Annotated in this window: 25 protein-coding genes; 6 read left to right on the top strand and 19 right to left on the bottom strand. The window is 64.9% G+C overall.

What is annotated here, in order from left to right:
- Positions 1–49 precede the first annotated feature (49 nt).
- Complete coding sequence (gene lexA / locus AB0N05_RS07845) at positions 50–796, top strand: transcriptional repressor LexA (RefSeq protein WP_364688863.1); 747 nt, start codon at positions 50–52, stop codon at positions 794–796.
- A 65-nt stretch (positions 797–861) separates the two neighbouring features.
- Here lexA and AB0N05_RS07840 read toward each other — a convergent pair whose 3' ends face one another.
- On the bottom strand, positions 862–1,323 hold the full coding sequence (locus AB0N05_RS07840; protein ID WP_364688860.1) for a DUF2231 domain-containing protein: 462 nt from the start codon (positions 1,321–1,323) through the stop codon (positions 862–864).
- Between the two features lie 87 nt (positions 1,324–1,410).
- Positions 1,411–2,127: a TetR/AcrR family transcriptional regulator gene (locus AB0N05_RS07835; protein ID WP_364688857.1), complete on the bottom strand. Its 717-nt coding sequence runs from the start codon at positions 2,125–2,127 to the stop codon at positions 1,411–1,413.
- A gap of 103 nt (positions 2,128–2,230) precedes the next feature.
- Here AB0N05_RS07835 and AB0N05_RS07830 point away from each other — a divergent pair, with 103 nt between their 5' ends.
- Positions 2,231–2,956, top strand: a complete 726-nt coding sequence (locus AB0N05_RS07830; RefSeq protein WP_364688854.1) for an NAD(P)H-binding protein — start codon at positions 2,231–2,233, stop codon at positions 2,954–2,956.
- Between the two features lie 93 nt (positions 2,957–3,049).
- Here the strand turns inward: AB0N05_RS07830 and AB0N05_RS07825 are convergent, their stop codons facing one another.
- The 17 genes from AB0N05_RS07825 to AB0N05_RS07745 form a co-directional block, all read right to left on the bottom strand.
- The gene (locus tag AB0N05_RS07825; RefSeq protein ID WP_364688851.1) at positions 3,050–3,979 is read right to left on the bottom strand and encodes a hypothetical protein; all 930 of its coding nucleotides are present in this window, start codon (positions 3,977–3,979) and stop codon (positions 3,050–3,052) included.
- 4 nt (positions 3,980–3,983) lie between these two features.
- On the bottom strand, positions 3,984–5,636 hold the full coding sequence (locus AB0N05_RS07820; protein ID WP_364688848.1) for an alpha/beta hydrolase: 1,653 nt from the start codon (positions 5,634–5,636) through the stop codon (positions 3,984–3,986).
- Positions 5,637–5,844: 208 nt separating this feature from the next.
- A complete protein-coding gene (locus AB0N05_RS07815; RefSeq protein ID WP_364688845.1) occupies positions 5,845–6,156 on the bottom strand; it encodes a UDP-glucose 4-epimerase in 312 nt (103 codons plus the stop codon).
- Between the two features lie 108 nt (positions 6,157–6,264).
- Positions 6,265–7,224 carry an acyl-ACP desaturase gene (locus AB0N05_RS07810; RefSeq protein WP_364688842.1) on the bottom strand — a complete coding sequence of 320 codons (960 nt, stop codon included), beginning with the start codon at positions 7,222–7,224 and terminating at the stop codon, positions 6,265–6,267.
- A 116-nt stretch (positions 7,225–7,340) separates the two neighbouring features.
- Complete coding sequence (locus AB0N05_RS07805; protein ID WP_364688839.1) at positions 7,341–8,294, bottom strand: alpha/beta hydrolase; 954 nt, start codon at positions 8,292–8,294, stop codon at positions 7,341–7,343.
- Between the two features lie 250 nt (positions 8,295–8,544).
- Complete coding sequence (locus AB0N05_RS07800) at positions 8,545–9,231, bottom strand: hypothetical protein (RefSeq protein ID WP_364688836.1); 687 nt, start codon at positions 9,229–9,231, stop codon at positions 8,545–8,547.
- Between the two features lie 20 nt (positions 9,232–9,251).
- Positions 9,252–10,088 (bottom strand): hypothetical protein, encoded by an 837-nt coding sequence (locus tag AB0N05_RS07795; RefSeq protein WP_364688834.1) that lies wholly within the window; start codon positions 10,086–10,088, stop codon positions 9,252–9,254.
- Positions 10,089–10,100: 12 nt separating this feature from the next.
- Positions 10,101–10,724 carry a hypothetical protein gene (locus tag AB0N05_RS07790; protein WP_364688831.1) on the bottom strand — a complete coding sequence of 208 codons (624 nt, stop codon included), beginning with the start codon at positions 10,722–10,724 and terminating at the stop codon, positions 10,101–10,103.
- An 11-nt stretch (positions 10,725–10,735) separates the two neighbouring features.
- Positions 10,736–11,689 carry an MlaD family protein gene (locus tag AB0N05_RS07785; RefSeq protein ID WP_364688829.1) on the bottom strand — a complete coding sequence of 318 codons (954 nt, stop codon included), beginning with the start codon at positions 11,687–11,689 and terminating at the stop codon, positions 10,736–10,738.
- Positions 11,686–12,861: an MlaD family protein gene (locus AB0N05_RS07780; protein WP_364688825.1), complete on the bottom strand. Its 1,176-nt coding sequence runs from the start codon at positions 12,859–12,861 to the stop codon at positions 11,686–11,688. The genes AB0N05_RS07785 and AB0N05_RS07780 overlap by 4 nt, the downstream gene beginning before the upstream one ends.
- Positions 12,861–14,036 (bottom strand): MlaD family protein, encoded by a 1,176-nt coding sequence (locus tag AB0N05_RS07775; protein ID WP_364688822.1) that lies wholly within the window; start codon positions 14,034–14,036, stop codon positions 12,861–12,863. Before AB0N05_RS07775 ends, AB0N05_RS07780 begins: the two co-directional genes overlap by 1 nt.
- 2 nt (positions 14,037–14,038) lie before the next feature.
- The gene (locus AB0N05_RS07770; protein ID WP_364688819.1) at positions 14,039–15,103 is read right to left on the bottom strand and encodes an MlaD family protein; all 1,065 of its coding nucleotides are present in this window, start codon (positions 15,101–15,103) and stop codon (positions 14,039–14,041) included.
- Positions 15,100–16,104 carry an MlaD family protein gene (locus AB0N05_RS07765; protein WP_364688816.1) on the bottom strand — a complete coding sequence of 335 codons (1,005 nt, stop codon included), beginning with the start codon at positions 16,102–16,104 and terminating at the stop codon, positions 15,100–15,102. Before AB0N05_RS07765 ends, AB0N05_RS07770 begins: the two co-directional genes overlap by 4 nt.
- Positions 16,101–17,246, bottom strand: coding sequence for an MlaD family protein (locus AB0N05_RS07760; protein ID WP_364688813.1), 1,146 nt, complete (start codon positions 17,244–17,246; stop codon positions 16,101–16,103). Before AB0N05_RS07760 ends, AB0N05_RS07765 begins: the two co-directional genes overlap by 4 nt.
- A gap of 3 nt (positions 17,247–17,249) precedes the next feature.
- Positions 17,250–18,110, bottom strand: coding sequence for an ABC transporter permease (locus tag AB0N05_RS07755; protein ID WP_364688810.1), 861 nt, complete (start codon positions 18,108–18,110; stop codon positions 17,250–17,252).
- Positions 18,111–19,046, bottom strand: coding sequence for an ABC transporter permease (locus tag AB0N05_RS07750; protein WP_364688807.1), 936 nt, complete (start codon positions 19,044–19,046; stop codon positions 18,111–18,113).
- A 115-nt stretch (positions 19,047–19,161) separates the two neighbouring features.
- Positions 19,162–19,773 carry a hypothetical protein gene (locus AB0N05_RS07745; protein WP_364688804.1) on the bottom strand — a complete coding sequence of 204 codons (612 nt, stop codon included), beginning with the start codon at positions 19,771–19,773 and terminating at the stop codon, positions 19,162–19,164.
- Positions 19,774–19,919: 146 nt separating this feature from the next.
- Here AB0N05_RS07745 and AB0N05_RS07740 point away from each other — a divergent pair, with 146 nt between their 5' ends.
- The 4 genes from AB0N05_RS07740 to AB0N05_RS07725 all read left to right on the top strand — a co-directional run bounded on the left by AB0N05_RS07740 (position 19,920) and on the right by AB0N05_RS07725 (position 24,219).
- Positions 19,920–20,411, top strand: a complete 492-nt coding sequence (locus AB0N05_RS07740) for a hypothetical protein (RefSeq protein WP_364688801.1) — start codon at positions 19,920–19,922, stop codon at positions 20,409–20,411.
- 28 nt (positions 20,412–20,439) lie between these two features.
- Positions 20,440–22,647 carry an MMPL family transporter gene (locus tag AB0N05_RS07735; protein WP_364688798.1) on the top strand — a complete coding sequence of 736 codons (2,208 nt, stop codon included), beginning with the start codon at positions 20,440–20,442 and terminating at the stop codon, positions 22,645–22,647.
- On the top strand, positions 22,644–23,057 hold the full coding sequence (locus AB0N05_RS07730; RefSeq protein WP_364688796.1) for a hypothetical protein: 414 nt from the start codon (positions 22,644–22,646) through the stop codon (positions 23,055–23,057). The genes AB0N05_RS07735 and AB0N05_RS07730 overlap by 4 nt, the downstream gene beginning before the upstream one ends.
- Positions 23,058–23,166: 109 nt before the next feature.
- Positions 23,167–24,219, top strand: coding sequence for a hypothetical protein (locus tag AB0N05_RS07725; RefSeq protein WP_364688793.1), 1,053 nt, complete (start codon positions 23,167–23,169; stop codon positions 24,217–24,219).
- Positions 24,220–24,256 lie beyond the last annotated feature (37 nt).

Here is a 24,256-nt window from a genome sequence, read left to right as displayed (position 1 = left end):
GATGGAACGAATTCCCGTGAGGCACAGCAGTGAACGGAGGACGGCGGCGGTGAGCGAACACGGCGGCGTGGACGGTGACAACGGGCCGGTCGGTCTCGCCGGTGACGGCACCGAGGCAGCGGCTACCGGGACGGATCTGACGGTCCGTCAGCGGCGAGTGCTGGAGGTTATCCGCAACTCGGTGAGTGATCGCGGGTATCCGCCCAGCATCCGGGAGATCGGTGATGCGGTCGGACTGACCTCCACCTCCTCGGTGGCGCACCAGCTACGCGCCCTGGAACGTAAGGGCTATCTACGCCGCGATGCGAATCGCCCGCGCGCCGTGGACGTCCGCGGTCTGGACGAAACGGCGCTGCGCGCGACTTCCGGTGTGGCGCGGCTACGTTCGGTCGCCGCGGAGTCCGACTCCGGTGAGCACCCGATCCCGACCTACGTGCCGGTACTGGGCCGGATCGCCGCCGGTGGCCCGATCCTGGCCGAGCAGGCGGTGGAGGATGTCTTCCCGCTGCCGCGCGAACTGGTCGGCGAGGGTTCGCTGTTCCTGCTGAAGGTGGTCGGTCAGTCCATGATCGACGCGGCCATCTGCGACGGCGACTGGGTCGTGGTGCGCCAGCAGAACGTTGCCGAGAATGGCGACATCGTGGCCGCCATGATCGATGGTGAAGCCACCGTGAAGACGTTCAAGCACACCGGTTCCCAGGTGTGGCTGATGCCGCACAACCCCCTGTTCGAGCCGATTCCGGGCAATGACGCCCAGATCCTCGGCAAGGTCGTCACGGTCATCCGCAAGGTCTGACCGTGCCCCGCTGCCGTGACCCGGCGACCGCCCGCAGACCGGTCGCCGGGTCACGACAGTCGCACTCAGGCGGCGATGCCACCCCAGACCGCATGTGCTCCGGAATCCCCGACGCGATACGCCTGCACCATGGCCCCGGCCCCCGCCGCGAGCACCAGAACCGCGACCACGGCGAGCGCCACCCGCCCGAATGCCTGATCGCGCTGTTCGCGCACGTGCACGACGACGAGCAGTATGGCCGCGATCAGCAGTGGCACAACGAAGTACGTCATCAATCGGCCGAGCTGCGCGTGATGATCGATCGCCGGAGTCGAGCCCACTTTCTCCTTGAACCACCACCCCGCCTGCACGGTCAGCGGAGTCAGTGCCGTCACCAGCACCGCCAATCCGGCCGTCAGCCAGATCAATCGACTCCGGGCCGCCCGCCACAGCGCGCACAAGATCAGCAGCGCCGCCGTCAGCGGCACCAGCACGACGACACCGTGCACCAGCAAAACGTGGGCGGGCAATCCATTGATGGTCGACATGGGCATCCTTGATTCGGCGACTGTTCCGGGGATACCAGGAACAACGTAGGCCGCTCTCCCCCGGTTCACCTGCGACGCGCCACGCGCCTAGTCCGGCGGCGTCAACCCCAGTCCACTGATCAAGTGATGGACCTCGGTCCGATACAGCTTGGCCGGATTGGTGGTCTGGGAACCCAGATGGCCGAGGATCTCCAAGGAAACCAGCCCGTGCAATCGCCCCCAGATCCGCAGCGCGATGGCAATGGCGGTCGGCGGAAGATCCGGGAAGTCGCGGCGCACTTCGTCGGCGAGCGCGGGGTCGAAGTCCGACCAGTCGAATTCGGTACCGGCGTAGAGCAGTTCGGCTGACGGCCAGGCGCCCGCGGCAAGTCCGGTGAGCCCCGCGCACACCCGATGTTCGGCATCGGGCGCGGCTCCGCCTTCGGGTGGTTGATAACCCGGAACCGGGTCGCTGTAGATCAGCCGAATGCCTTGCGGGTTGGCCAGCGCCCACTCCCGGAAAGCGCAGGCCCAGGCCATGATCCGACCGGCGGCATCCGAGGCCGGAAGTGCGTCGCGGGCGGCTTCCACAGCGTCGGCGAGGTCGGCGTAGACATCGGCGATCAGTGCGGTGACCAGGTCGTCGCGGGTGGCGAAGTAGCTGTAGACCGCATTGGCGGTCATGCCCATCTCACGGGCGATGGCGCGCAGGGTGATCGCGCCGGGACCCCCGGCGGCCATGAGCCGCAGGGCGACCTCTTTGATCTCGGCCGTCGTCTCGGAACGCCGTCGCTCCCGCCTGGTCGGCACCACCGCGCTACTCACGGACGCAACTCTACAGCAGCGTGAGATTACTCAGCATTGTCAAAATACTTCACACCGTATAGATTTCTCACGTCGTACCAAACAATCGCATCGGGAGCACCCCATGTTCATCGGAATCATCGGCGCCACAGGCAATATCGGGCAGCGCACGCTCGTCGAGGCCGTCGCCCGCGGGCACCACATCAAGGCCTTCACTCGCAGCGCCGAGCGCGCCGAGGCCGAGAACGCGAAGGTGAAGGCCGAGCCTTCCAACGTGACTTGGGCGAGCGTGGACGCCTTCGACCCGGATTCCATCGCGGCCCATCTCCCCGGCCTCGATGTCCTGATCAGCTGCTACCAACCCGGCAATTCCGCGGAGGATTTCGAGGCCACGGTGAAGCAGTCGATCGCCGATCCGACGGTGTACGCGACCGTGGCGCGATCGCTGCTGAAAGCCCTCGACACTCATCCGCGCACCCGGCTGATCGTGATGGGCGGCGCGGGCAGTCTGGAATCCGAACCGGGCCGCACCCCCGCCGACCTCGATACCGCACAACTCGGCGAGCAACTCGAAAAGCTGGGACTGCCGGGCGAATACGCCGTCGCCGTGAAGGGCCATCGCGACGCGCTCGATACCCTGCGCACCTCGAATCGGCTCTGGACCTACCTCAGCCCGGCCATGCAGATCGCCCCGGGCGAACGGACCGGTCGCTACCGGGTAGGCGGCGATCAGCCCCTCTTCGATGCCGAGGGAACCAGCCGCATCTCATACGAGGATGCGGCCGTGGCGCTGGTCGATGAGGCCGAGTTGCCGCGATTCGTCCAGCGCCGCTTCACTATCGGATACTGAACGATCGGGTACCGAACCGTTGGATACCGAACGATCGGCTACTGATCGCTGTTCTCCGGCGGCCGGATCGGCGTTCGGCTACTGAACGATCGGCTACTGTTCGCCGTTTTCCCGCGGCCGCATCGGCGTATCGGCAGCGATCCGCGTGATGAGCACGGTCGCTTCCAGGTCATCGGCCGGAGTCGCAGGCGGCGGGCTCGTGAGTCGCACGGTCTGCTCATCCGAAATCTGAACCGGAGCCGGGCCGGTAATGAGCCGGGTGGTCCGCTCGTCCGGAAGCTGCACCGGCACACCGGTGAGCCGGGCGGTCTGCGCTTCCTCGGGACGCTGGGCCGGAGCCGGTCCGGCGAGCGGGTCGGCGGTCAGCGGCGCGAGCGGGGCCGTCGGAGGCGCGAGCGGTGCGGCCGGAACGGGGGTGAGATCGGTGCCCCGGTAAAACCCCAGCATTTCGTACTGCGCGCCGATCGTCATGGCCGCCGAATTCTTATCGTGCGCAATGAATCCCTGATTCGGGCCGATTACCCGGCGCAGGGATTCGAGCCAACGATGATCCAGAACCCGACAATCCGCCCAGGCAAAGAACTCCAGCCCGGTGCGCAGGAAGAAGCGATCGCCGATCCGGGCCTGCCGCAGGAGTTCGAGCAACCAGGCATCGATGCGGTTCGGCTGAGCATTGCGATAGATGCGGGCATGCGGCGCAATCGAGGCGCTCGCGAATTCCCCGAAAGAATTCAGCAACTCTTCCGGAAACTCATCAACACGGACGAAACCGACGACATCTAAACCCTGAAGCTGCTCCGGAAGTTGGGCGGCAATCCTGCGCTCGTCATGCAGTTTGAACTTACGATTAATGTTCTCGGTGCGCATTTGTCTCCGATTTCCAGCCACTCCTCCCGGAAACCCTAGCATGAAGCCAACCGTTTCAGACCAAAGTTGGTCCAACGCCCAGAACATCCACAGATACCTACCCGCAATGACCCCGCAACCAATAGATTTGGTGCCACTCGCTGCGGTTTCGGTCACTTCGTTACTTGGGGTTATAGGCACCGGCAATGATCTCGCCTTGGGTTGCGAGGCCCGGATTGTCCGAGTTCCAATAGTTTCCGTGCGCTCGGGGATCCCAGGGGACGTCGCGCAGCACCGGTAGATCGAGGCTCGCGCCGGAGGAGGCGAAGACGGTCGCGCCGAAGGCCGGATCGGCCGGATCCGGTCCGTGGACGTAGCGCCCGAGGACCGGCACCGGATCGGCCGGATCGGCGGTGACGAAGACATGCTCGCCATTGCGGTCCGGCGGTAGGCGGTCCATCCGCAGTTCGGTCACATCGTTCAACTCGACGCCCGGACTGCCCGCGAAGATCATGTCGTCGACCGCGAGCGAATTACCGTGTGCGGCCGCGGCGGCGATCACCATGGTGCCGTAGCTGTGGCCGACCACGGTGTTGTGCGCGGGCAGGCCCTCATGCGTGGCACGCAGCCCATCCTCGAAATGGTCGAGGGCGGGCGCGGCTTCGTCGGCGAAGGCGTCCAGCGTCGCCGCCTCCAATCCCGGCGGGGTGTCATAGCCGTACCAGGCGACGACCGACGTGCGGGCATGCCGATCCGCCTTGGCCGCCGAGTTCGACAATGCCTGCGCGCGAGCGACTCCGGAACCTATGGTGTCCAGCGCCGAGCCGGTGCCGGGCACGAAGGTGGCGAGATTACCTGCGGCATCGGGATTGCCGAGGGCGATCGCGCCGTGGCCGCGCTCGTCGACGGCGAGCAGGAAACGGGGCGAAGCGGCCGGTCGGGTCTGCTCCTCGACCGCCGCATACTCGGCCATGCTTCGCCGCGCGGCGCGACGGGCAGCGTCCCAGTCCAAGACTTGAATCCACTCTCGCGGCGTGGTCGGCGGCCGATCCACCCACTCCGACTCGGGATGCAGCGCATCGAGCCGTCCGAGTTCGGCGCGGGCCGCCGCATCCAGTCGCTCCAGCTCGCGCCGGTTGTAGAAGTCCCTGGCCACCACCGGAATCCCGTCCCGATTCCCCATTGCCGGATCGTAGGCGAACAGCGCATCCCTATCCGCCGGGCTCAGCGATTCCCACAACGCGCACAACGCTTTCGGATCGTCCGGCAGAAAGGCCCGCCCGTCGATGACGTCCACAACGACCGCACTCAACCCACCGCCCTGAGGTTCCGCCCGCAACCTCACCAACTCCGCCACGGCGGTGGAAAGCCGAGCGCCCACCCGCTGATCCACCTCCCCGGCACAGTCGAGCAACGCCTCCAGCCGAGCCTGCATGGTCAGCGCTTTCCCGTCGAAGCACGCTTGCAGCACCAAATCCACTGCGGGATTCCCGGTATCGGCCCGAGGTGCGGTCACGATCCCTTCCTCAGTGACAACGCACCCATTGGCCACGGCCTCCCGCTCGATCTCGGTGACCGCCGCACACACCCCCGCCAGCGCCCCGGCGTCCGCCAGCGCATCGGCAATCCCGAGAACAGCGGCCGCGAGGTGGTTAGCGGCCAACTGTGATTCCAGTGCTCGCAATGATGCCGCCGCCCCGGTCTCCCCCCGCCAGCCCATCAATACGTCATCCACCTGCCGCCCCACTTGATGCATGGCGGCCTCGAACCTCAGATTTGCCGCCACCACACCATCACTCGCGACAGCCGCCATCTCCGGGCGCCACTTCCGCACCTGCGACATGCTCGCCCTCGCCACACGCCCTCCTCCCACTACTCCACCCTGCTCGCCATTGCGGCCGAAATGCCTTGCCGGACATCAGCCAGCCACGCGCGCAACTGCGACCGGCGGCCCGACAACCACGGCTTGGCCACGGGTGAGCATCGTGCGCAGTGGGCGAGCAGCTCCGATCCGGCGGATCAATGCCGCCGGGCCGGTCGAGTCAGCGCGGTGACGACGGCAGGTATTCGTCCAGTTGGTCGGCGAATTCGCGGTCGGCTTCCGCGTAGGTGGTGGTGCTGCGGTCGGCCGCGTCGGAAAGGGCGCGTAGGCGCTCACCCATGCCTTGGTAGGCAGAGAGTAGGGGTGCCCCGGCGGTGGCGGCGGCCGTACCTATGGCGGAGTTCGGCATGGCGAGACCGACTCTGGCGATCAGGTCCACCGGATCGATGACGGCTATCGAATCGGCTTCGGCGCGAATGGCTGCTGCCATGGCGCGGAGCGCGTTTATGTCTGCTTGCAGCATGTCCCCCATGCCGACCCCCTTCTTCGATGCGAAGACTAGCGGCTGCGCGGGGTTCGTGACGGGTGGCGAGCGAATCTGTGGACAACCCGAGGGATATCCACAGGTCCGGCGGTTCGGTTAGACGGACTGACGTTCGCGGCGGGCCGCGTCGCGGGCCAGGGAGCGGTCGCGCTGCTCCTCGAAGCGCAGGACGTCCGCGCGCAATTGCTCGAGGTGTGCGCCCAGTTCATCGCGAATGCGGTCACCGCGCGCGGTGAAGTCATTGCGGTCGAAGATGTTCCACTTCTTCAGCACCGGCTCGATCACCTCCTCGAGGTGCTGGCGCAGGTCGTAGATGCCGTGTTTGGCGATGAGGACGCTATTGCGGCGGAAGTTGGGCATGCCCGCGCCGGGCATGCGGAAGTTGCGGATCACCATCGAGATGGCATCGAGGGCCTCATCGGGGACCAGGTCCAAGGCCGCGCCGCAGATATTGCGGTAGAAGACCATGTGCAGGTTCTCGTCCGAGGCAATGCGGGCGAGCAGGCGGTCGGCGATCGGATCCTCGCAGGCGCGGCCGGTATTGCGGTGCGAGACGCGGGTGGCCAGCTCCTGGAAGGTCACATAGGCGACGCCGGGCAGCACGCTGTGGTCGCCGGTGCCGTTCGGATTGTCGACGCCCTGCATCATGCAGGCCATCCGGGCTTCCTCCAGCTCGACCGGGTCGACGCCGCGGGTGACCACGAGATAGTCGCGCAGCGCGATGCCGTGCCGGTTCTCCTCGGCGGTCCAGCGGTCCACCCAGGTGCGCCAGGCTCCGTCACGGGAGAAGGCGGTCGAGATGAGGCGGTGATAGGACGGCAGATTGTCCTCGGTGAGGAGGTTGGTGATCATGGCCGCGCGTGCCACATCGCCCAGCCTGGATTGTTCGGGCTCCCAATCGATTCCGCCCATGGCCGCGAAATTGCGGCCCTCGTCCCAGGGCACGTAATCGTGCGGATGCCAGTCTTTGGCCGTGGATAGATGCCGGTCGAGATTGGATTCGGCGACCGGTTCGAGTTCGCGTAACAATTCGAAGGGAGTCATGGATTTCGGCACAGTTGCGTTCCTGCCTTCATATCGATGGCCCGGATTCCCTTGTCCCTATCAAAGGCACAGTCGTGAGCCTACCCGCCTCCTGCCTCAATCGCCTTGTGCCTGAAGGAAGACGACCGTTAGGCAGCTTTGCGGCGGCGGAACATGCGCTCCCGCAGCCGTGGTCTCCGCGCGAGCCACGGAGCAACTTCTCCGTGAACTATGCGCTGAGTGAATTCGCCGATCTCGCGGATGGCCGCGCGAGCATCGGGAAGAATGTCGGCGGCGGCCTGGAACACATGAATCGCCTTGTCCCACACCTGAACTTGACATTGCACATCCGCCTCGGCACAGCGTGCGACCAGCTTGTCGACATCGGACCGCAGCACCTCGGTGGACCCGATCTGAATGAGCACCGGCGGCATACCGCTGAAGTCGCGATTTACCGGCGACCAGATCGGATCGAGCCTGCCATCCACGGCGAAGCCCCAACTCGCCGGAATCGCCAGCGCTTCACCGGAGAGGAATGGGTCGAGTCGATTGTTCGGATGGGCAAGCTTGTCGGTGGAATCCAGGTCCGCCCACGGCGCGATGGCGACGATGCCACCGGGCATCGGCAGCCCCCGATTGCGCGCCTCCAGCGCGGTGGTGAAGGCCAGGCCGCCACCCGCCGAATCGCCCGCCACGATAATGCGTTCGGCCTCGAATCCCTGGGCCAGCAGATGCCGGTAGGCGGCCACGCAATCCTCGATGGTGTCGGTGATATGCGCCCAGGGCAGCTGCCGGTAGTCCACGTTGAACAGCGGCATTCCACTTTCGCGGGCGATCCGCGCCACCAGCCGCCGGTGCGTATTGAGCCCGCAGGCCACGAACCCGCCGCCGTGGAAGTACAGAATCGCGGCGTCGCGCACCCGCTCCGGGTCCACGGTATTGCGATTCCACACCCATTCGGCCCGGAAATTCTCGAAGCGCACCAGCCGGGTGTGGGTGCCGCGCGGCGGGACCAGCACACGAGCGAGCGGATCGGCCAGCTCGACGGGCGCGAAGATCTGCTTCCGTCCGTGGAACGGCTTCTTTCCCCCTGCCCATACCAACGTATCGATTCCGCGCCGAATTACAGTGCGGGACAATGGATGTGCAATGCGTAGAGCGAGACCGGCCCGGCCACGCAGTTCATATGTCACCGATTCCGGGGCATGACCCCGAGAGATGGCCCGAGCAGTCATCAACGCCCCCTCGATGTCCAGCGGAGCCGACGCCCGGCTCGATCACTCTAGATTACATTGTCTCAGACAGTTGACAATAGGTATGCACGGCAACGCAATACAGCACACCAAATGCGGCCTACTTCCCAGCGGTCGGCTGGGTGGCAGGCAGTCCGGGTAGCCCGGCGTCGGGCTGACCCGGACCGGTCTTGCTCGCAATATCCTTGTACCCGAACACCTTCCACTGTCCGTCTACCTTCATGAGGTCGACGTACTCGGTGACCGACCCGGTGGTGGGATCGCCTTGTCCGGGAGCCTTCCCCGTCAGCTTCACCACGGCGAGCATGCGAATCAGAGTGTCGTTCTGGCTGATCACCGCCGACTCGGATACCGCTCCGGTCATGCTGGCATCGGCCTCCGTGAGCAGGCTGAGCAACGCTTTGGTCTGTCGCACCTGCTCTTTGAGGGTGTCGGTGGTAGCCGCCGTCATGGCGGTGTTCCACTTCGACATCCCTTTGTCGTTCACCGCGTCCACGGTGTACGCGGTGGCCAGAAACCCGGCCCCGGCCCTCAGCGCGGCGTCTCGATCAGCGGCCTGAGTGTCGAACCTGGCAGCGGTCTGCCGGAGATCACCACGGGCATCAGCGAAATGCCATGCCCCAATCCCGAGCGCGAGCGCGGCCACGGCAACAACCACCGCCGCGGCAAGCGCGACGGGCATCCGGACGGAAACGCCGATCCCCCGGCGAATAGCGGCGGCCTTCTTCTCGGCAACGTCGGCCACCTCTTCGTTCGCGTCCGCGGTGGGCTTCTCTGCTGTCTTCATGAGATTCGTCCTTTCGCGGATCAGCGCGGGGTTTGGTCGGGTGCGGGAGCATCGGTGGTCGGTGCCGTGGTCGCGGCTGGGGCGGAGGGGACGCCGCCCGCGGGGCCGTAGCCGGAGACCTTCCAATGGCCATCGATTCTGCGCATGTCGACCAGGGCGGCACTGGTGCTGGTGCCGGGGTCGGCGCTGTCCGGGTTGGTACGGCCGGTGGATTCGATGACCGCGAGGAGGGTCACCGCGTCGCCGGATTGGGAGACAACGCCGATGTCCTTGATGGTGCTGCTCATTTCGAGGTGAGACTTGATGAGCTTTTCCAGGACGGTGCGCCATTGGGCGAGTTGTTGGTGCATGGAGTCGGTGGTGCCCGCGAGTACGGCGCTGTCCCAGCGGTCGAGGCTGCCGTCATTGACGGTGAACATGGTGGTGAGGAATTCCGAACCCGCCTTCGAGGCGGCGTCGCGGTCGGCGGCCTGGGACTGGGCCGAGGATATGTCGGCGGCCGCCTGGCTGCGTGCGAGCGCGAAATAGCCGCAGACTCCTCCGATTCCACCCAGCAGCAGGGTGGCCGCGACGGCTGCCGCGATCAGCCGTTGCCGGGTCACGGCGATCTCCCGATCCTTCCAGGAACGTTGCCGCGCAGGGTGTTTCGATCCCGACGCCACCGGACGACGGGATCGGCTGCCGTCCGCTCCGGCGGTACCGGCCGGTCGAGATCGCTTGCCCGAGGTGCCCTTTCCGGAGACGGCCGAGTCACTCCCCTCCGCCGACTCGACCTCCTCCGATTCGATCTGTTCGGTGGTGGTCGGCTCCGCGTCGTCTGCTGCGCTGCTGACGGTTTCCTGCTTTGTGGTCGGCATTGTCAGCGCCTCCTATCGCGGTTGGTTGGCTTGGGTGGGGCCGGGGGCCTGGGTGGCGGCGAGGTCGCCGCGCAGGGCCTGGTCGCCGCGGCCGGAGTCGACGGTTTTCCAGGTTCCGGAGTCGTGGGAGAGCTCGGCCCAGACGGCGGAGGTGGTTTTGACCGCGTCGGTGGTCTGGAAGTTCTCGGTGCTCTCATTGAGCTGGGCGACCACTCGGATGCTCTTGTCGGTCTGGGCCGCGCAGGCGGCGTCGGCGACGGTGCTGGATTTGTGCAGTTTTCCGGCCTTGATCAGCTGGGTATTGTCTTGTGCCACTGTGGTATCGGCGAAGTAGTCGTGGATTGGTCCGGCGGTCAGCGCGGCCATCTTCTGCGTCCACTCCTCCGGCTTGCGGTAGTCGAAGTTATTGGCGGCCAGGAGGAAATCGGTAGCCGCGGCAATGGCGGCGGTGCAGTCGGCTTCCTTGCGCCGATAGTCGGCGAGGCTGCCGGACAGATCATCATTGCGGCTCGACATATCCCAGTTGCGGTAGCTCAGCATCCCGACCACGGTCGCCACCGCGAGCAGCATGGCGGCCAGCCCGAGCAGCGGAATCGGTATTCCGCGCTCGCTCCATTCTTTCCATCGAGACGTCATTCGTACCCCTCCTAGTGCGGAATATCGACGAGCAGCCGGAATCCCCCGGTCTCCGGGAATGCGGCCAGCAGCCCGTCCATGGCCTTGCCCGGATCGGCGTCCAACTTTTCCAGCGGATCGAGCAGATACGGCCGGATGACTTCCAGCGCCGGACCGGTTTTCCCGATGAGAACCTGGAGGTAATTCATCAACCGCTGCCCCAGCGAGACGAACGGAATCACCTGCCGCCCACCGCTTTCCTCGGTGATGCTGATGAATTGATCCAGTAGCGCGGGCAGTTCGGGAGCCATGGTGCGCGCCAATCGTTCGGCGCTCTCCCGCAAGAGCAGCAGCCGATTACCGGTGGATTCGGCCGAGGCGCTGGCGAAGAAGTTGAGCAGCCGTTGAATGAGTTCCCGGTTCTGCCGCAGCGTCGTCGCGAACATGCTGCCGGAGTTCACCAGCTTCTCGATGCTGGGCCCGACATCCGCGATGGCGATATCGGCCCCGGAGAGAATCCGACTGATGCTGTCCGGATTGATCTGCGCCATCACGCCCTGCACCCCGCCGAGTGCCCGCGCGATGGTCAGCGGTTGCACGACCTGTTCGGCGGGCACCAGCGCGCCATCGCGGAAGTACGGTCCCGCAGCGGTTTTGGGCGCGAAGTTGATGTACTGCTCACCGATGGCGGACAGATTCGCGACGGTCACGGTGGCATCCATTGGAATCTTGTAGGTCGATTCGACCTCCATGCGCGCACTCACACCGCGCTCGGATTTCGCCAGTCCGCGCACCTTGCCGACCTGCAATCCATTGAGGGTGACCGGCGAAGTCTCCATCAGCCCACCGGAATTGGGCAGCAACACGGTGAGTGAATAGGTGCTCGCACCGGGTTTGAAGTCGAATACCCCGTAGGTGAGGTAGAGCGTGGCGCTGACCGCCATGATCAGCATCGCGAGCCCCGAGGCCATGATCTTGCGGGTCATCGCGTCACCCCCACCAGTTTCAGGATCGGGCTCACCCGATCGCGGAAGCCCTGTTCATTGGCCGCCACAATGCGGGCGTCGGCCTCGGGATCGCCGGTGAGCAATGTCGGCGAGGTCTGCGGCACCACATCGGCGATGGTGAAGGAGGGCAGCCCGCGCGCCGACAGGAATGGCACGATTCGGTTATTCAGCAGCGCGTTGACCGCCTCCAGCGTGCGCGGAATTTGATTCGGTGTGGCAATGACGGCCTGCGCCAGGGGCGTCCACACGTCGAGGAATCGATTGACGGTGGTATTGCGCCACTTCACCCGCGGATTATTCGGGTCGATCAGATAGCTACCGGCCCAGCTGGAGATGTCGCGCAGCGAGTCGACGAAGTGCATGACGTCCGGCAGGACCTTCTGCACCACGTCGAGTAGCACCGGCGCATCCTGGAACACGAACTTCCACACGTCCTCGGCCTGCCGGAAGGTATCCAGCGCGGCGGTGGCATTGTTCAGGATTGCGCTCAACTGCCCGGTGCTCTGGCCGATCCGTTCGATGGACACCGACAGCTTCGCCATGAAGTCCTTGAAATCCCCGGAATCCGCCGGAAACGCCTGGTTGACGCTGCTCACGAAGGTCTGCACGAATGGGATATTGCCGCCGGTGACCCAGCTGACGACCGAGGTCATGTACTGCTCGACGGTGCTGGGTTGTTTGGTCTGGGTGATCGGAATGACGCTGCCCTGCGAGAGCATCCGACCCGAAGGCTTCTCCGGGAGAGTCAATTTGACGAAGGTGTCACCGAACAGCGTCTGCTGCGCCATTTCCACTTTGGTCTCGGCGGGCAGGTGCACGTTCTTGTCGATGGCCAGGATGGCGGTCGGCTGATAGTAGGGCTGCTGATCTGCCGCCAGCTCCGGCACATTCGCATCCGGCCGCGACCGGACCTTGACCGAATCGACGACGCCGACCTGCGCGCCATTGAGTTCCACCTTGGTCTTCAGCGGCAGTGACAGCACATTGCCGAATTCGACCTGCACCTCATAGGTGGGTTTGCCGTAGGTGGTGCCCGGCAGCGGCAGGTCGAGCGGCCGCACCGAGCATCCCGCGACCGAGGCCACCGTCACCGCGCCGAGCACCGCCGCGCCCCAGCGTTTCGCACCGAATCCCTTGCCGCGCATGGTCATCACTTCCCCCCTGCCGCCGACAGCATGAGCTGCACCAGGCCCAGATCCACGGTGTCGCCGTCCGCGAAGGTGCGATTGCACGGCGCGTACCAGGGTTTGGCCACCGAGCACACCTCCCGTGCCAGTGCCGGGTCGATGCGGAAGCTGGGCGGCACGAACTGCAATGTGCCCGCGCCGAGGTTCTGGTCGAACAGTTTGGCCGCGCCCTGGAGCGCGGGTGGGATGTTGTTCAGGAAGTCGACGAAGCTCGGTACCTGATCGAGCATCTTGAAGATGACCGGCATGAGGCCGTCCATGCCCGCCATGATCGGCTTGATCCACTTGTAGATGAGCAGATTCATCAGCGGCGGTACCCACACCGCGAGGTCGCCGACTATCCCGACCAGGTCCGGGCCGATCCGATTGACGATATTGAGCGCGTCGGTGGTGGCATCGATCAGGAATTCACCATCACCGGTGCCCTGATCCAGGTTCTCGCTGATCTTGCGGAACTCCTTGAGCACCGCGCCCATCAGGTAGTTCGCGCCCGCCGCCGAATCCCCGAGAATGTCGGACACATTGCGGATGGCCCCATTGAGCGGCACCGCATTGTCGTGCACCTGCTGGGCGATGCGGGTGAGCGAGTCGCCCAGCACAGTCGGTTCCTTCTCCTGCAGCGGAGCGTCGTGCGGTTTGCCGGTGAGATCCTCGGACAAATTCGCCACCGCGCGCATGGCCTCGGTGAAGCCGACCGGAGTCTTGGTGCGGTCCTTGGGAATACAGTTGCGATAATCGAAGGTGCCGCCGCCGGAGTAGGCGGGCCCGAGTTCGACCCGGCGATCGGTGACGATCGAATTGGCAATGGTGATCGCGCCGAGGTTCTGCGCCAGCCGCACGTTGCGGTCCACGGTCATCCGCACGAGCACGCCGTCCTCGCGCGGTTCGATCGACACCACATTCCCGATCTGGATCCCGAGCATGGTGACCTTATTGCCCTCGTAAAGCCCTACCGCATCCCGGAATTCGGCGCAGACGGCGATCGGCTCGGTGGCGCTGTCGTAGTACTCCTTGCCGGTGACGGCCACGATCAGGCCCATCACCACTGCGATCACGACCAGCACGGCCCGGATCCGGCCCTTACGGGTGGGCGGGAATATCCGGCCTCGGAAGGCGCGCAAGGGATTTCGCATGCTCATCCTCAGCACCCGGGCTTTCCGTGCGGGCACAGCGGCGTATCGGTGATGGTGGCTCCCGACTGGTCGACTCGCACATAGGGGTTGTCGGAGTTGCGCGCGAACCACTGCAACAGCTGCGCCAGGTTCTGATTGATGCTGTTCAGCGCATCGGTATTGGAGACCAGCTCGGCGACCGACTTGTCGATGGTGTCGTAGAGCGGCTCCAGCGCCGGGCCAAGCTGGTTCTGGGCGAAGGAGAACAGCGGAGTGACGTAGTCGAATGCCCGCCGGATCTGCGCCACCAGGCCCACCAGGCCGTCCCGGTCGGCCGCGACCACCCGGTAGATGTCGAGCACATGCTGCCCCGCGAGCTGGACGCGGTCCAGCTTGTTCATGAGCGTCTCGAAGTACTCCTTGGCGACATCCAGGGCCCGCGAGAATTCGGTGCGCCGCTGCACGATGATGGTCGACAAGCTGTTGACGCTATTGAGGATTCCGTTCAGGGCGGCAGGCTGTTCCTCGAAGGCCCCGGCCAGCTTGGCGAAGGTCTCGCGCAGCTTGCCCGCGTCGATGGCGGCCAGCGACGGCGTCACGTTCTCCATGACGGCGGCGAGATCGTAGGGCGTCTTGGTGTGCGCGCGCGGAATGATTTTTCCGGCGGCGGTGTCGTTCCCGGCCGGTTCGACGGAGATGTAGCGACCGCCGATCGGCGTGAGCAGCTTGACGACCACCCGCGAATCGACGCCGACCTTCACCTTGCTGTCGAGCCCGAAGGCGATCTCGGCGTGATCGCCGACCAGCGTCACATGCCGTACCTTGCCCAGTGAGATGCCCGCGACCCGGACGTCATCGCCCACCCGCACATCGCCGGAACTGCCGAACTCGGCGCGATACACGGTCTCGCCGAACGGTATGACGAAGGCCCCGACCGCGGCGACCAGCGCGGCCACCGTCGCCAGGATGGCGGCGATGCCGATCCGGAATTCGAACCTGTTCTGCGCGGGTGCACTGCGTATAGTGAAGCGCGGCAATGCTATTCGTGGAAATGGCACGCGGTTCAGTGCCATGGTCGCCCCGGGCAGATTCACTTGCACTCCCCCATGCGTTCGACGCCCATCAGAATCGTGGTCGGGATCGGCAGCCCGCTCAGGCAGCTCCAGCGCTCCCCCGCCTTCGGCTCCAACGTCAGCCCATTGAGGGTCTGCATGGCCAGCGGCACCGCGGCCAGGGTCTGCCGGATGAAATTCACCATGTTCGGGCCGAGCTGCTGGTTGTAGAGCCCCTCCATGCCGGGGAAATTGTCGTAGTAGATCCCGGCGAGCTTGTCCAGCAGCGGCATTGCCGCGTTCAGGCCCGGAATCGCATGGGTGATCAGGTCTTTGAGCGAGTCGAGCTTGCCGTAGATGTAGTCGACCAGCCCGAGGACCTGGTCGATCATGCTGTCGATCTTGGGTGATTGGCCCTGAAAGCGGTTCAGCAGCCCGGACATATTGTCGGCGAGCAGGGTGACCACCGGTTCCTGATTGGAGGCCACCGCGATGATCTGGTTCAGGCTGTCCATGACCGGCCCCAGGCCACGCCCGTCACCGGACACCACCAGCAGCAGGTTCTCCAGGAACTTGTCCACCGAACCGGAGGACAGGGTGTCGAAGATGGGCCGCACCGCATCGAAAAGCTCTGAGATGTCGAAGGATCCGTGCGTGCGCTCGATCGGGATGGAGGCTCCCGGCTTCAGCGCCTTTCCGGGCGCGACCTTCTGCTGTATCGCCAGGTAGCGGTCGCCGACCAGGGAGGAGAACAGCACCGAGACCTCGGTATTGTCGTAAACCTGTTGTCCCTCGGCGACAGTGAACTCCACATAGGCGACCGCGCCATCGAGTTCGATGGCGGTGACCTTGCCGACCTGCACACCCGCCATGCGCACGTCCGAACCCTTCTTCAGGCCGGACACATCGGAGATATGCGTGGAGAAACCGCGGACCTCCCCCTTCACCGGCGTCTGCAGTGCGGTCCAGATCAAGACACCCATGACCATGATGACGACGGCGACCACCCCGAGCCGGATCGCCGCGCTGCGAACGGATTTCATCGATCCCCTCCCTGCGTGCCGAACAGTCCGGCCGGAATCGGCAGTCCCGGAATCGCGGGCAACCCCGGCAGCACCGGCGCGGCGGGAACCGACTGCGGTCCGGCCGCGACCACCTTGGGGTCACCGCCGAGGTACGGCAGTCCCGCGAGCAGCAGTTGCAATTTCAGTGATACCGACCCGTCCGGATTGGCGACGAACGCCTTGTCGATCCGGTCAAGCAGCATCGGAATACGGTTGTAGAAGCTGGTCAGCCCGCCGGTGACCGAACTGATCGGGGTGACGATGCTCAGCAGCGCGTCGAGCAGGGAGGCGAACCCTGGCTGCGGGAAGATGTAGATGGCGTCACCGATCACCTTGGCGACCACGGAGACGATCGCCTCCAGGTCCTCGTGCCGGTCGGTCAGGAATGAGATCCGGGCGGCCTGATCCCGGAAGAGCTGCAACGCATCTCGCGCCGTGCTCGACAGATCGGCGCTGAAGTCCGCCCCCTGTTGCAGCCCGGGCCGCGGATCACCGGCCACCAGCATGTCGCCATTGCCGACCTTCATGCGCCCGATATCGATGGCGGTGGCGATCATCTTGCCGATGCCCTCGGCGCTGCCCTCGAATGACAGCACCTTGCCGATCCGCCCGACCGGTCCGGTATCGATCTTGCCGAGTTGATCGCCGACCATGCGGATCACCGAGGTGACGGTGACCGTCTTGCTGTCCTTGGGCAGCGTGATGGTCGCGCCATCGGCCAGCGCCTTACCGCGCGGACCGAGATAGAACAGCTCCAGCGCGGTCATGCCGAGCGTGTTGGAGGAGACGAACCGCGCCTGCATATTGTCGGCGAGGAACTTCGCGTCCTCCGGCTGCACCGTGAGTTGCAGGAATTGCTGTTGCGCGCCACGGCTTTCGACCTTGGCGATGGTGCCGATGCGCAAACCGTCCATCTTGACGTCCGCGCCCTCGACAATGCCCTCACCGACCTGCTCGGCCTCGACATTCAGGGTGAACTGCGGCGTGAAACCGCCCTTGGCGTAGTTGGTGAAGACGAGCGAACCGATCAGCAATACCACCGCGCCGACGACTCCGGTGAGGAGCAGCTGCCAGGGTTTGGGACCGCGCCCGTTGATGGCCTGATATTTGGCAGTTCCCATGGGCTATCCCGTAATTCGAATATCACTGACGAGGGCACCCCACAGCGCGGTGGTCAGCGTCAGATCCAGGATCACGACCAGCACCAGGCTGGCGCGGATGGCGCGACCGGAGGCGACCCCGACGCCCTCCGGCCCGCCCGAGGCGTAGAAGCCGTAGTAGGAGTGCACCAGGATGATCACGATGACGAACACGACGGCCTTGAACAGCGACAGGAAGATGTCCTTCGGGTTCAGGAAGGCCTGGAAATAGTGGTCGTAAGTGCCGCCCGCCTGGCCGTGCACCACCTTGATGAAGAACGCCGTGGAGAAATAGCTGCACGCCAGCGACGCCAGGTAGACGGGGATGACGATCAGCACGCCCGCGATCACGCGTGTGGTGACGACGAACGGAATCGGTTCCACCGCAGTCGCTTCCAGTGCGTCGATCTCCTCGGAGATGCGCATGGACCCGATCTCGGCAGTAATGCGGCAGCCCGCCTGCGCGGCGAAGGCGATGGCGGCGACCAGCGGCGCGAGTTCACGGGTATTGGCGAAGGAGGAGATGAAACCGGTGAGCGGTCCCATGGCCAGCATGTCCAGCACCCGGAAGGCCTCGATGCCGATCATGGCCCCGGTCATCAGTCCCATGAACACCACGACGCCGACGGTGCCACCGCCCACGATGATCCGGCCGTTCCCCCAGCCGATATCCATGAATACAACGCCGATCTGGCGGCGATACCGCTTGATCGTGCGCGGGATGGCGCGCAGGACGTGATAGGCGAAGGCGAACTGGTGGCCGAGCCCCACCAGCGGCGCGAGGGCATTGTCGGCCCGCTGGACCGAATGTGCACCCCACGCACGAAATTTGGACGGCACAACCATTTACATCCCCAAGTTCTCGGGAAACCAGATGGATAGCAGCTGGGTGATGAGCACATTCGCGGCGAAGGTGGTCATCACGCCGAGTACGACGGTGGCGTTCACGCAGTCGGCCACACCCTTGGGGCCGCCGGACGCCTCGAATCCGCGCTGACTGGCCACCAGCACGACGAGAATCCCGAAGATGACGGTCTTGATGATCGCGATGAGCAGATCGGTCGTACTGGCAAAGGCCGCAAAGGAATTGAAGAACGCGCCCGGCACACCGCCCTGGATCAGCGTCATCGAGTAGATGGTCGACATGCCGACGAACACCACCAGGATGCACATGAGCGGGCCGACGATGAACATGGCGGCCAGCCGCGGGGCGACGAGACGATGATTCGGGTTGATGCCCAAGGTCCGGATCGCGTCGATCTCCTCGCGAATCTTGCGGGCCCCGAGGTCGGCCGCCACGGCCGCGCCCACCGCGCCGCCCATGAGAATGCCCGCGACCATGGGTGCGGCCTGGCGGATCACGCCGAGCCCGCCCGCGGCCCCGGCCTGCGAGGTGGCCCCCACCTGCGCGGCGAGCGAACCCGCCTGGATCTGGATGATCGCGCCGAGCGGCACGGAGATGAGAATGGCGGGCCAGCCGGAGACGCTCATCATGAACCAGGCCTGCGTGAGGGTTTCGCGCCACGGATGGTTGAGTTTCACGATGTCGCGGACCAGTCCGTAGACCGAGTCGCAGGCCAGCAGCACGAGACGGCCGAAGGTGCCGATCGAGCCGATCAGGGTGTTCCACGCCCACAGTGCCAGCGAGACCAGCGGGCGCAGGATCGGCGGCACCGCTTGACGCAGTGCGTCTTGGGAATTCGTTTCTTCCGCTGTCGGCGGCTCTTGCGGGTCGTCGGGCAATTCGGAATCCGGCCTCACCTGGACTGCCATCGCATTCATGCCAGTCCTTCCACGCCGTCGAAATTCCGCATCGTAGACCTCCCCGCCACACTGTCTGAGACAATGTACTCGAAACGGACCACGCTGTCCGCGTTTTCGGATATCGCCCGAATGGCTAGGGCGTCCACCATTCGATTACCGCCTGTACGACCGGATCTTGGCCGTCGTGGGCAATGGTCAATGCACTCTGGGTCAGTGCGATGGAAATGCCTGCGCCCGTTCCGGACCAGCTCCCACCCCCACCCGCGATCCCGGTTCGGATCGGGGTGCCCGTGGCCAATTCGAAGGCCTTGAAATATGACCCGCACACCACGAACAACGTGGCGTCGGTACTGCCGACGACAGTGGCCCGATTCCATTCGTCGCAGCGCGCCGATACCGCGTCGCCACTGAACCAGCCGTAGTGGTCGGCCGACTTGTTCACGAACGGAGGCATGGCGGTCGTCGCGGCCGCGGTATAGGCGGCCGAGTCCGGGAGCTGCGGCGGGATCTGCTCCGGCGGCACAACGGGTTTGGCGGTCGTGGTCTTGGTCGGCCGGGTGGTCGGCACGATCGTGGTGGTCGAGGCCGCCGGTTGCTCGGCCACCACGATGATCGGCGGCGGTACCCCGAGATGGGTCCGGAACCAGAGCGCCAGGCCGCCACCGCCGCCGATCAGCACCGCGGCCAGCACGACGGCCGACAGGTATCCCAGCGTTGCCCCCCGCGGCTTGTGCAACCTACCCACCAGCCCTCCTCGAGAAAATGTTCACACCGACTGAGACAGTTGTTAGCATACTGTGACCCACGACCCATCAAAGCGCAACTTGCGATCACGATCACACTGGAGGGGACATGAAAATGCGTCTAGGAGCAGCGATCTCGATTGCAACAGTGGGAGCAGCACTGTCTCTGACACTCATGGGGTGCGGCTCCGACAATGTCCGCAGCAGCGATGTCACCATCACCGTCGCGCCGACCAGCGCGGCCGCCACCACAGCCGGAAAGGGCGCACTGCCGACGCCGCTCACCGCCGACCAGCTGAATACCAAGTTGCAGGACCTGTTCGGCAAGGGCCATCAGGTCACCGACGATCAGCGGCTGGCGATCGTGCAAGGCGGCGAGAAGTTCCGCAGCGACCTGCCCGAACTGTCGAAGGCCCTGTCCGAGAACCCGAACGCCAAGTTCGGCGTGGTGGCCGACTCGGTGGTGCTCAATGGCGACACCCTCGAGGCGGAGTTCTGGCTCGACAAGGACGGCAATGGCAATCGCCGCTCGGCCCCGCTGAATCTGACCGCGGTGAACGGGGAATGGAAGATTCCGGTCAGCGAGATCTGCGGGATTCTGGCCCAGACCGACTACAAGTCGCCAGCCTGCACGGCCTAGCCGCGGGCATTCGAGGGGAGATCCGATCGTGTTCCACTGGATGGGGCGCTGGACCTATCGCGCCCGCTACGCCGTCATTGTCGGATTCATTGCGCTGATGGGGGTTTCGGGCCTGTACGGGCTCGGCTATCAGGACAAGCTGACCGCGCAGGGCTTCTTCGACGACACCAGCGAATCGGTGGAGGGCACCGAGCTGGCGGACGATACCTTCGGACGCGATTTTGACGGCGACGTGATCGCGCTGTTCACCGCCCCGTCCGGTAGGCACATCACCGACGCCGATATCGAGTCGGGCGGGCGGGATCTGACGCAGAAACTGTTGAACGACTACAAGACTCAGGTCAAGGACGTCAGCGGGTACTGGAACGGGAGCCTCGGCAAGACCCGGTTCCTCGACGACTCCAAGACCCGCGCCTTCATGAGCATCGGGTTGCAGGGCACCGGCGATCAGGACAGCGTCGACTTCTATCACCAGATCCGCGACAAGCTCACCATTTCCGGGCTGGATGTGCAGATCGCCGGGCGGGTGCCGGTGGCCGACGCGGTCGGGCTGACCATGCAGCACGATATCGACCGCATGCACATGATCGCGCTTCCGGTGGTGGCGATCGTGCTGTTCTTCGTGTTCGGGGGCGTGATCGCAGCCTCGCTCCCGATGATCGTGGGCGGGCTCACCATCGCGGGCGCGTGGGGCGTGATGAAAATGCTCACCGGGGTGATGCAGGTGCATCAGTTCGCCGATGCGGTCATCTCGCTCATCGGGCTGGGGCTGGCAATCGACTACGGGCTGTTCATGGTGAGCCGGTTCCGGGAGGAGATCGCGGAGGGGCGATCCACCGAAGACGCTGTGCGGATTACGGTTTCGACGGCGGGGCGGACGGTCATGTTCTCGGCCACCATCATCGTGGTGTGCGTGGCGGGGGTGCTCATCTTCCCGATGACATTTCTGCGGTCGGTGGCCTTGGGTGCGCTGACCGCGGTGATTCTGGCTGCGCTGCTGTCGATTACGGTGCTGCCCGCCATGTTGGGCGTGCTCGGCAAGCGGGTGGACGCGTTTGGGCTGAAGCGGTTCTCGCGCACCAGGACCGCGGCGCAGATCGATGCCTCGTTCTGGTCGCGGCTGGCCACCTGGGCGATGAAACGGCCTGCGCTGCTGGCGTATCCGATCATGCTGGTGCTGCTCGGGCTGATCCTGCCGTTCCTGCATGTGGAGTATGCCGGGCTGACCGAGAAGTACTTGCCGCCGGGCAATGACACGCGCACGGCGCAGCAGAGTTTCGATGCGGTGTTCCCGAAGGAACGGGTGTCGCCGATTAAGCTCGTGATCGAGGGCGCGAATCGGGCCACCCTCGGTGCCATCGTGGCGGCCGCGAACCAGGTGCCCGGGCGGACCGGGGATTTCGAGAAGCCGTTCTCCAATGGCGTGGCCAAGGACGGCGTGAACGTCAAGGTGTATCAGTCGGGTCTGGTCGATCCCAAGACCGCCGATGCGGTGATCGACCGGCTGCGAGGCATTTCACCACCGGCGGGCGTGCGCATGTACGTGACCGGATTGCCGGTGCTGGAACGGGATTCCATCCACGGCGTCATCCACCGGCTGCCCTGGCTGCTGCTGATTCTGGTGCTGGCCTCGTTCATCATGATGTTCCTGGCCTTCGGCTCGTTCGTGCTGCCGCTCAAGGCGGTGGTGGTGAGCGCGCTCAGCCTGACCGCCACGCTGGGGTTCCTGTCGTTCGTGTTCTACGACGGGCACGGGGCGGGGCTCCTGAATTTCACGCCGCAGCCTCTGAGTTTCCCGGTGCTGGTGATCATCATCGCGATCATCTTCGGGCTCTCCACCGACTACGAGATCTTCCTCATGTCGCGGATGGCCGAGGCGCGGAACCGCGGCGCGTCCACGCAGGAATCGATTCGGTACGGGACGGCGCATACCGGCGGCATCATTACCGCGGCGGCGCTGGTGCTGATCGTGGTGACCGGGGCATTCGGGCTGTCGGATCTGGTGCTGATGAAGTACATCGCCTACGGGATGATCGTGGCGCTCATTCTGGACGCCACCGTGATTCGCATGCTGCTGGTGCCGTCGATCATGACGATTCTCGGTGACCGGTGCTGGTGGGCTCCGCGATGGGCGAAGCGGCTGCATGCGCGGATCGGGCTGGCCGAGTATGAGAGCCGCACGGATACCGTGGACGAGCCGGGCAAGCCTGCGGCCGCGGAGGAAGTCGCGGTATGAGGCGCACCGGTTGGATTGTGGTGGCGGGTGGACTGCTCGCTGCCGGAATGACGGCTTCCGGGCTCGCTGTCGCCGAACCCGATAGCTCACTGGCCATGATCGATTGCTCCGACAGTTATCGGACCGGTCAGTTCTTGGAGATCAGCTGCTACAACCCGGATTCCGCGGCCGGGACCGTGGATCTCTTCTATGCCTGTAGTACGCCACTGGATTTCGACCACCAGGTGATCTTCAACGAACCCGGGTTCAGTATCGGACCGGGATCGACGCTGCGGCTACATCGCGACTGCGGTGCGGAACAGGTGGTCATCACCTTCCAGGCGTCGGGGCTCACCGCATCGCAACAGGATGACCAGAACACCCGGCTGGACCAGCTGCGCGAGAAACGCGACCGGGCGGCGGGGCGTTAGCTCGCTTTGCGGCGAATCTTTCTGTCTGAGACAATCATTCGGCAGGGGTGGAGGCCGGGCCTCGAACCGGCCCCCGGCATTGTTTTCTGGCAACGAATGGGGATATCCAATGGCAAAGCACGTGGCGGAGACCGAGAACGCCGTGGACGCGATCTCGGAAAAGCTACTGGACGCCGCCGTGGCATACATTGTCGATCAGGTGAGCGGTGAACTGCTCGTGGAACACTCCGATTCGATTCTGCGGGATGCCTTCCAGGTCGCCGAGACCATGAAGGTTTCGGAGGTGCTGGACCGGAATGCGGTGCAGCAGACCACGCTGTCCATTATCGAGCTGCTCAATAGCAGTGCGTTGAATCGGCAACTGTTCGACGCACTGGCCGACGCCATCTACGATTTGGCGGCGAATGACAAATTCCGGCTCGGCGATGTGGTGGATCGGGACGGGGTCGCTCATCTGGTCGCCACCGTGCTCGGCATGCACACCATGTTCGAGCGCGGGCTGGACCGGTTCGCGCAGAGCCCGCTGGTCGGCACCGTCGCCGCCACCTTCGTGAACCGAATCGTCTCCGGTGCGGCCGATGCCGCCCGCAGCCGGGCGGAGAAGATTCCGGTGGTGAGATCCGCTCTCGCCCTGGGTGATCGGACCGCCAGCAAGGTGTTCAGCGCGAGTGACAAGGCGTTCGGGGAGCGCATCGGCGAGGCCGGAGCCGCCGCCGCGCAGTACGCGGTGAAGCGCACCAATCACGCCATTCTGACCGTCATCAAGGAGACGCCGCTGACCGATGCGGCCATGGAGGTCTACGACCTGTTCGCCAATGAACCGGTCAGCGATCTGCGCGAATTCATCGAACTCGAGGATCTGCGCGCACTACTCGGGGCGGTCCTGGATCTGGCGACCACGGTGAAGAATCAGGATTATCTGGCCGAGCTGGTCGGCGATGCCGCCGACATTCTGCTGAGCTACTACGGCGATTACACCGTGGCCGGGTTGTGGAAGGAGGTCGGGCTCACTCCGGAAATCCTGCGCGACGAATTCGTCCGGTACGCACCGCCGATCATCGAAATCGCCAAACAGGACGGCGTATTCGCCGAACTGGTGCGTAAGCGGGTCGAACCTTTCTTCAAGTCGGATGTCATCCGGGATATCCTCACGACGGTCTGACCGAATTATCCACGCGGCCACCTCAATTCCCGCGAAC

This window comes from Nocardia sp. NPDC051030 (assembly GCF_040683015.1).
In the GTDB taxonomy this organism is placed as follows: Bacteria; Actinomycetota; Actinomycetes; order Mycobacteriales; family Mycobacteriaceae; genus Nocardia.
This window is presented reverse-complemented; position numbering and strand designations above follow the sequence as displayed.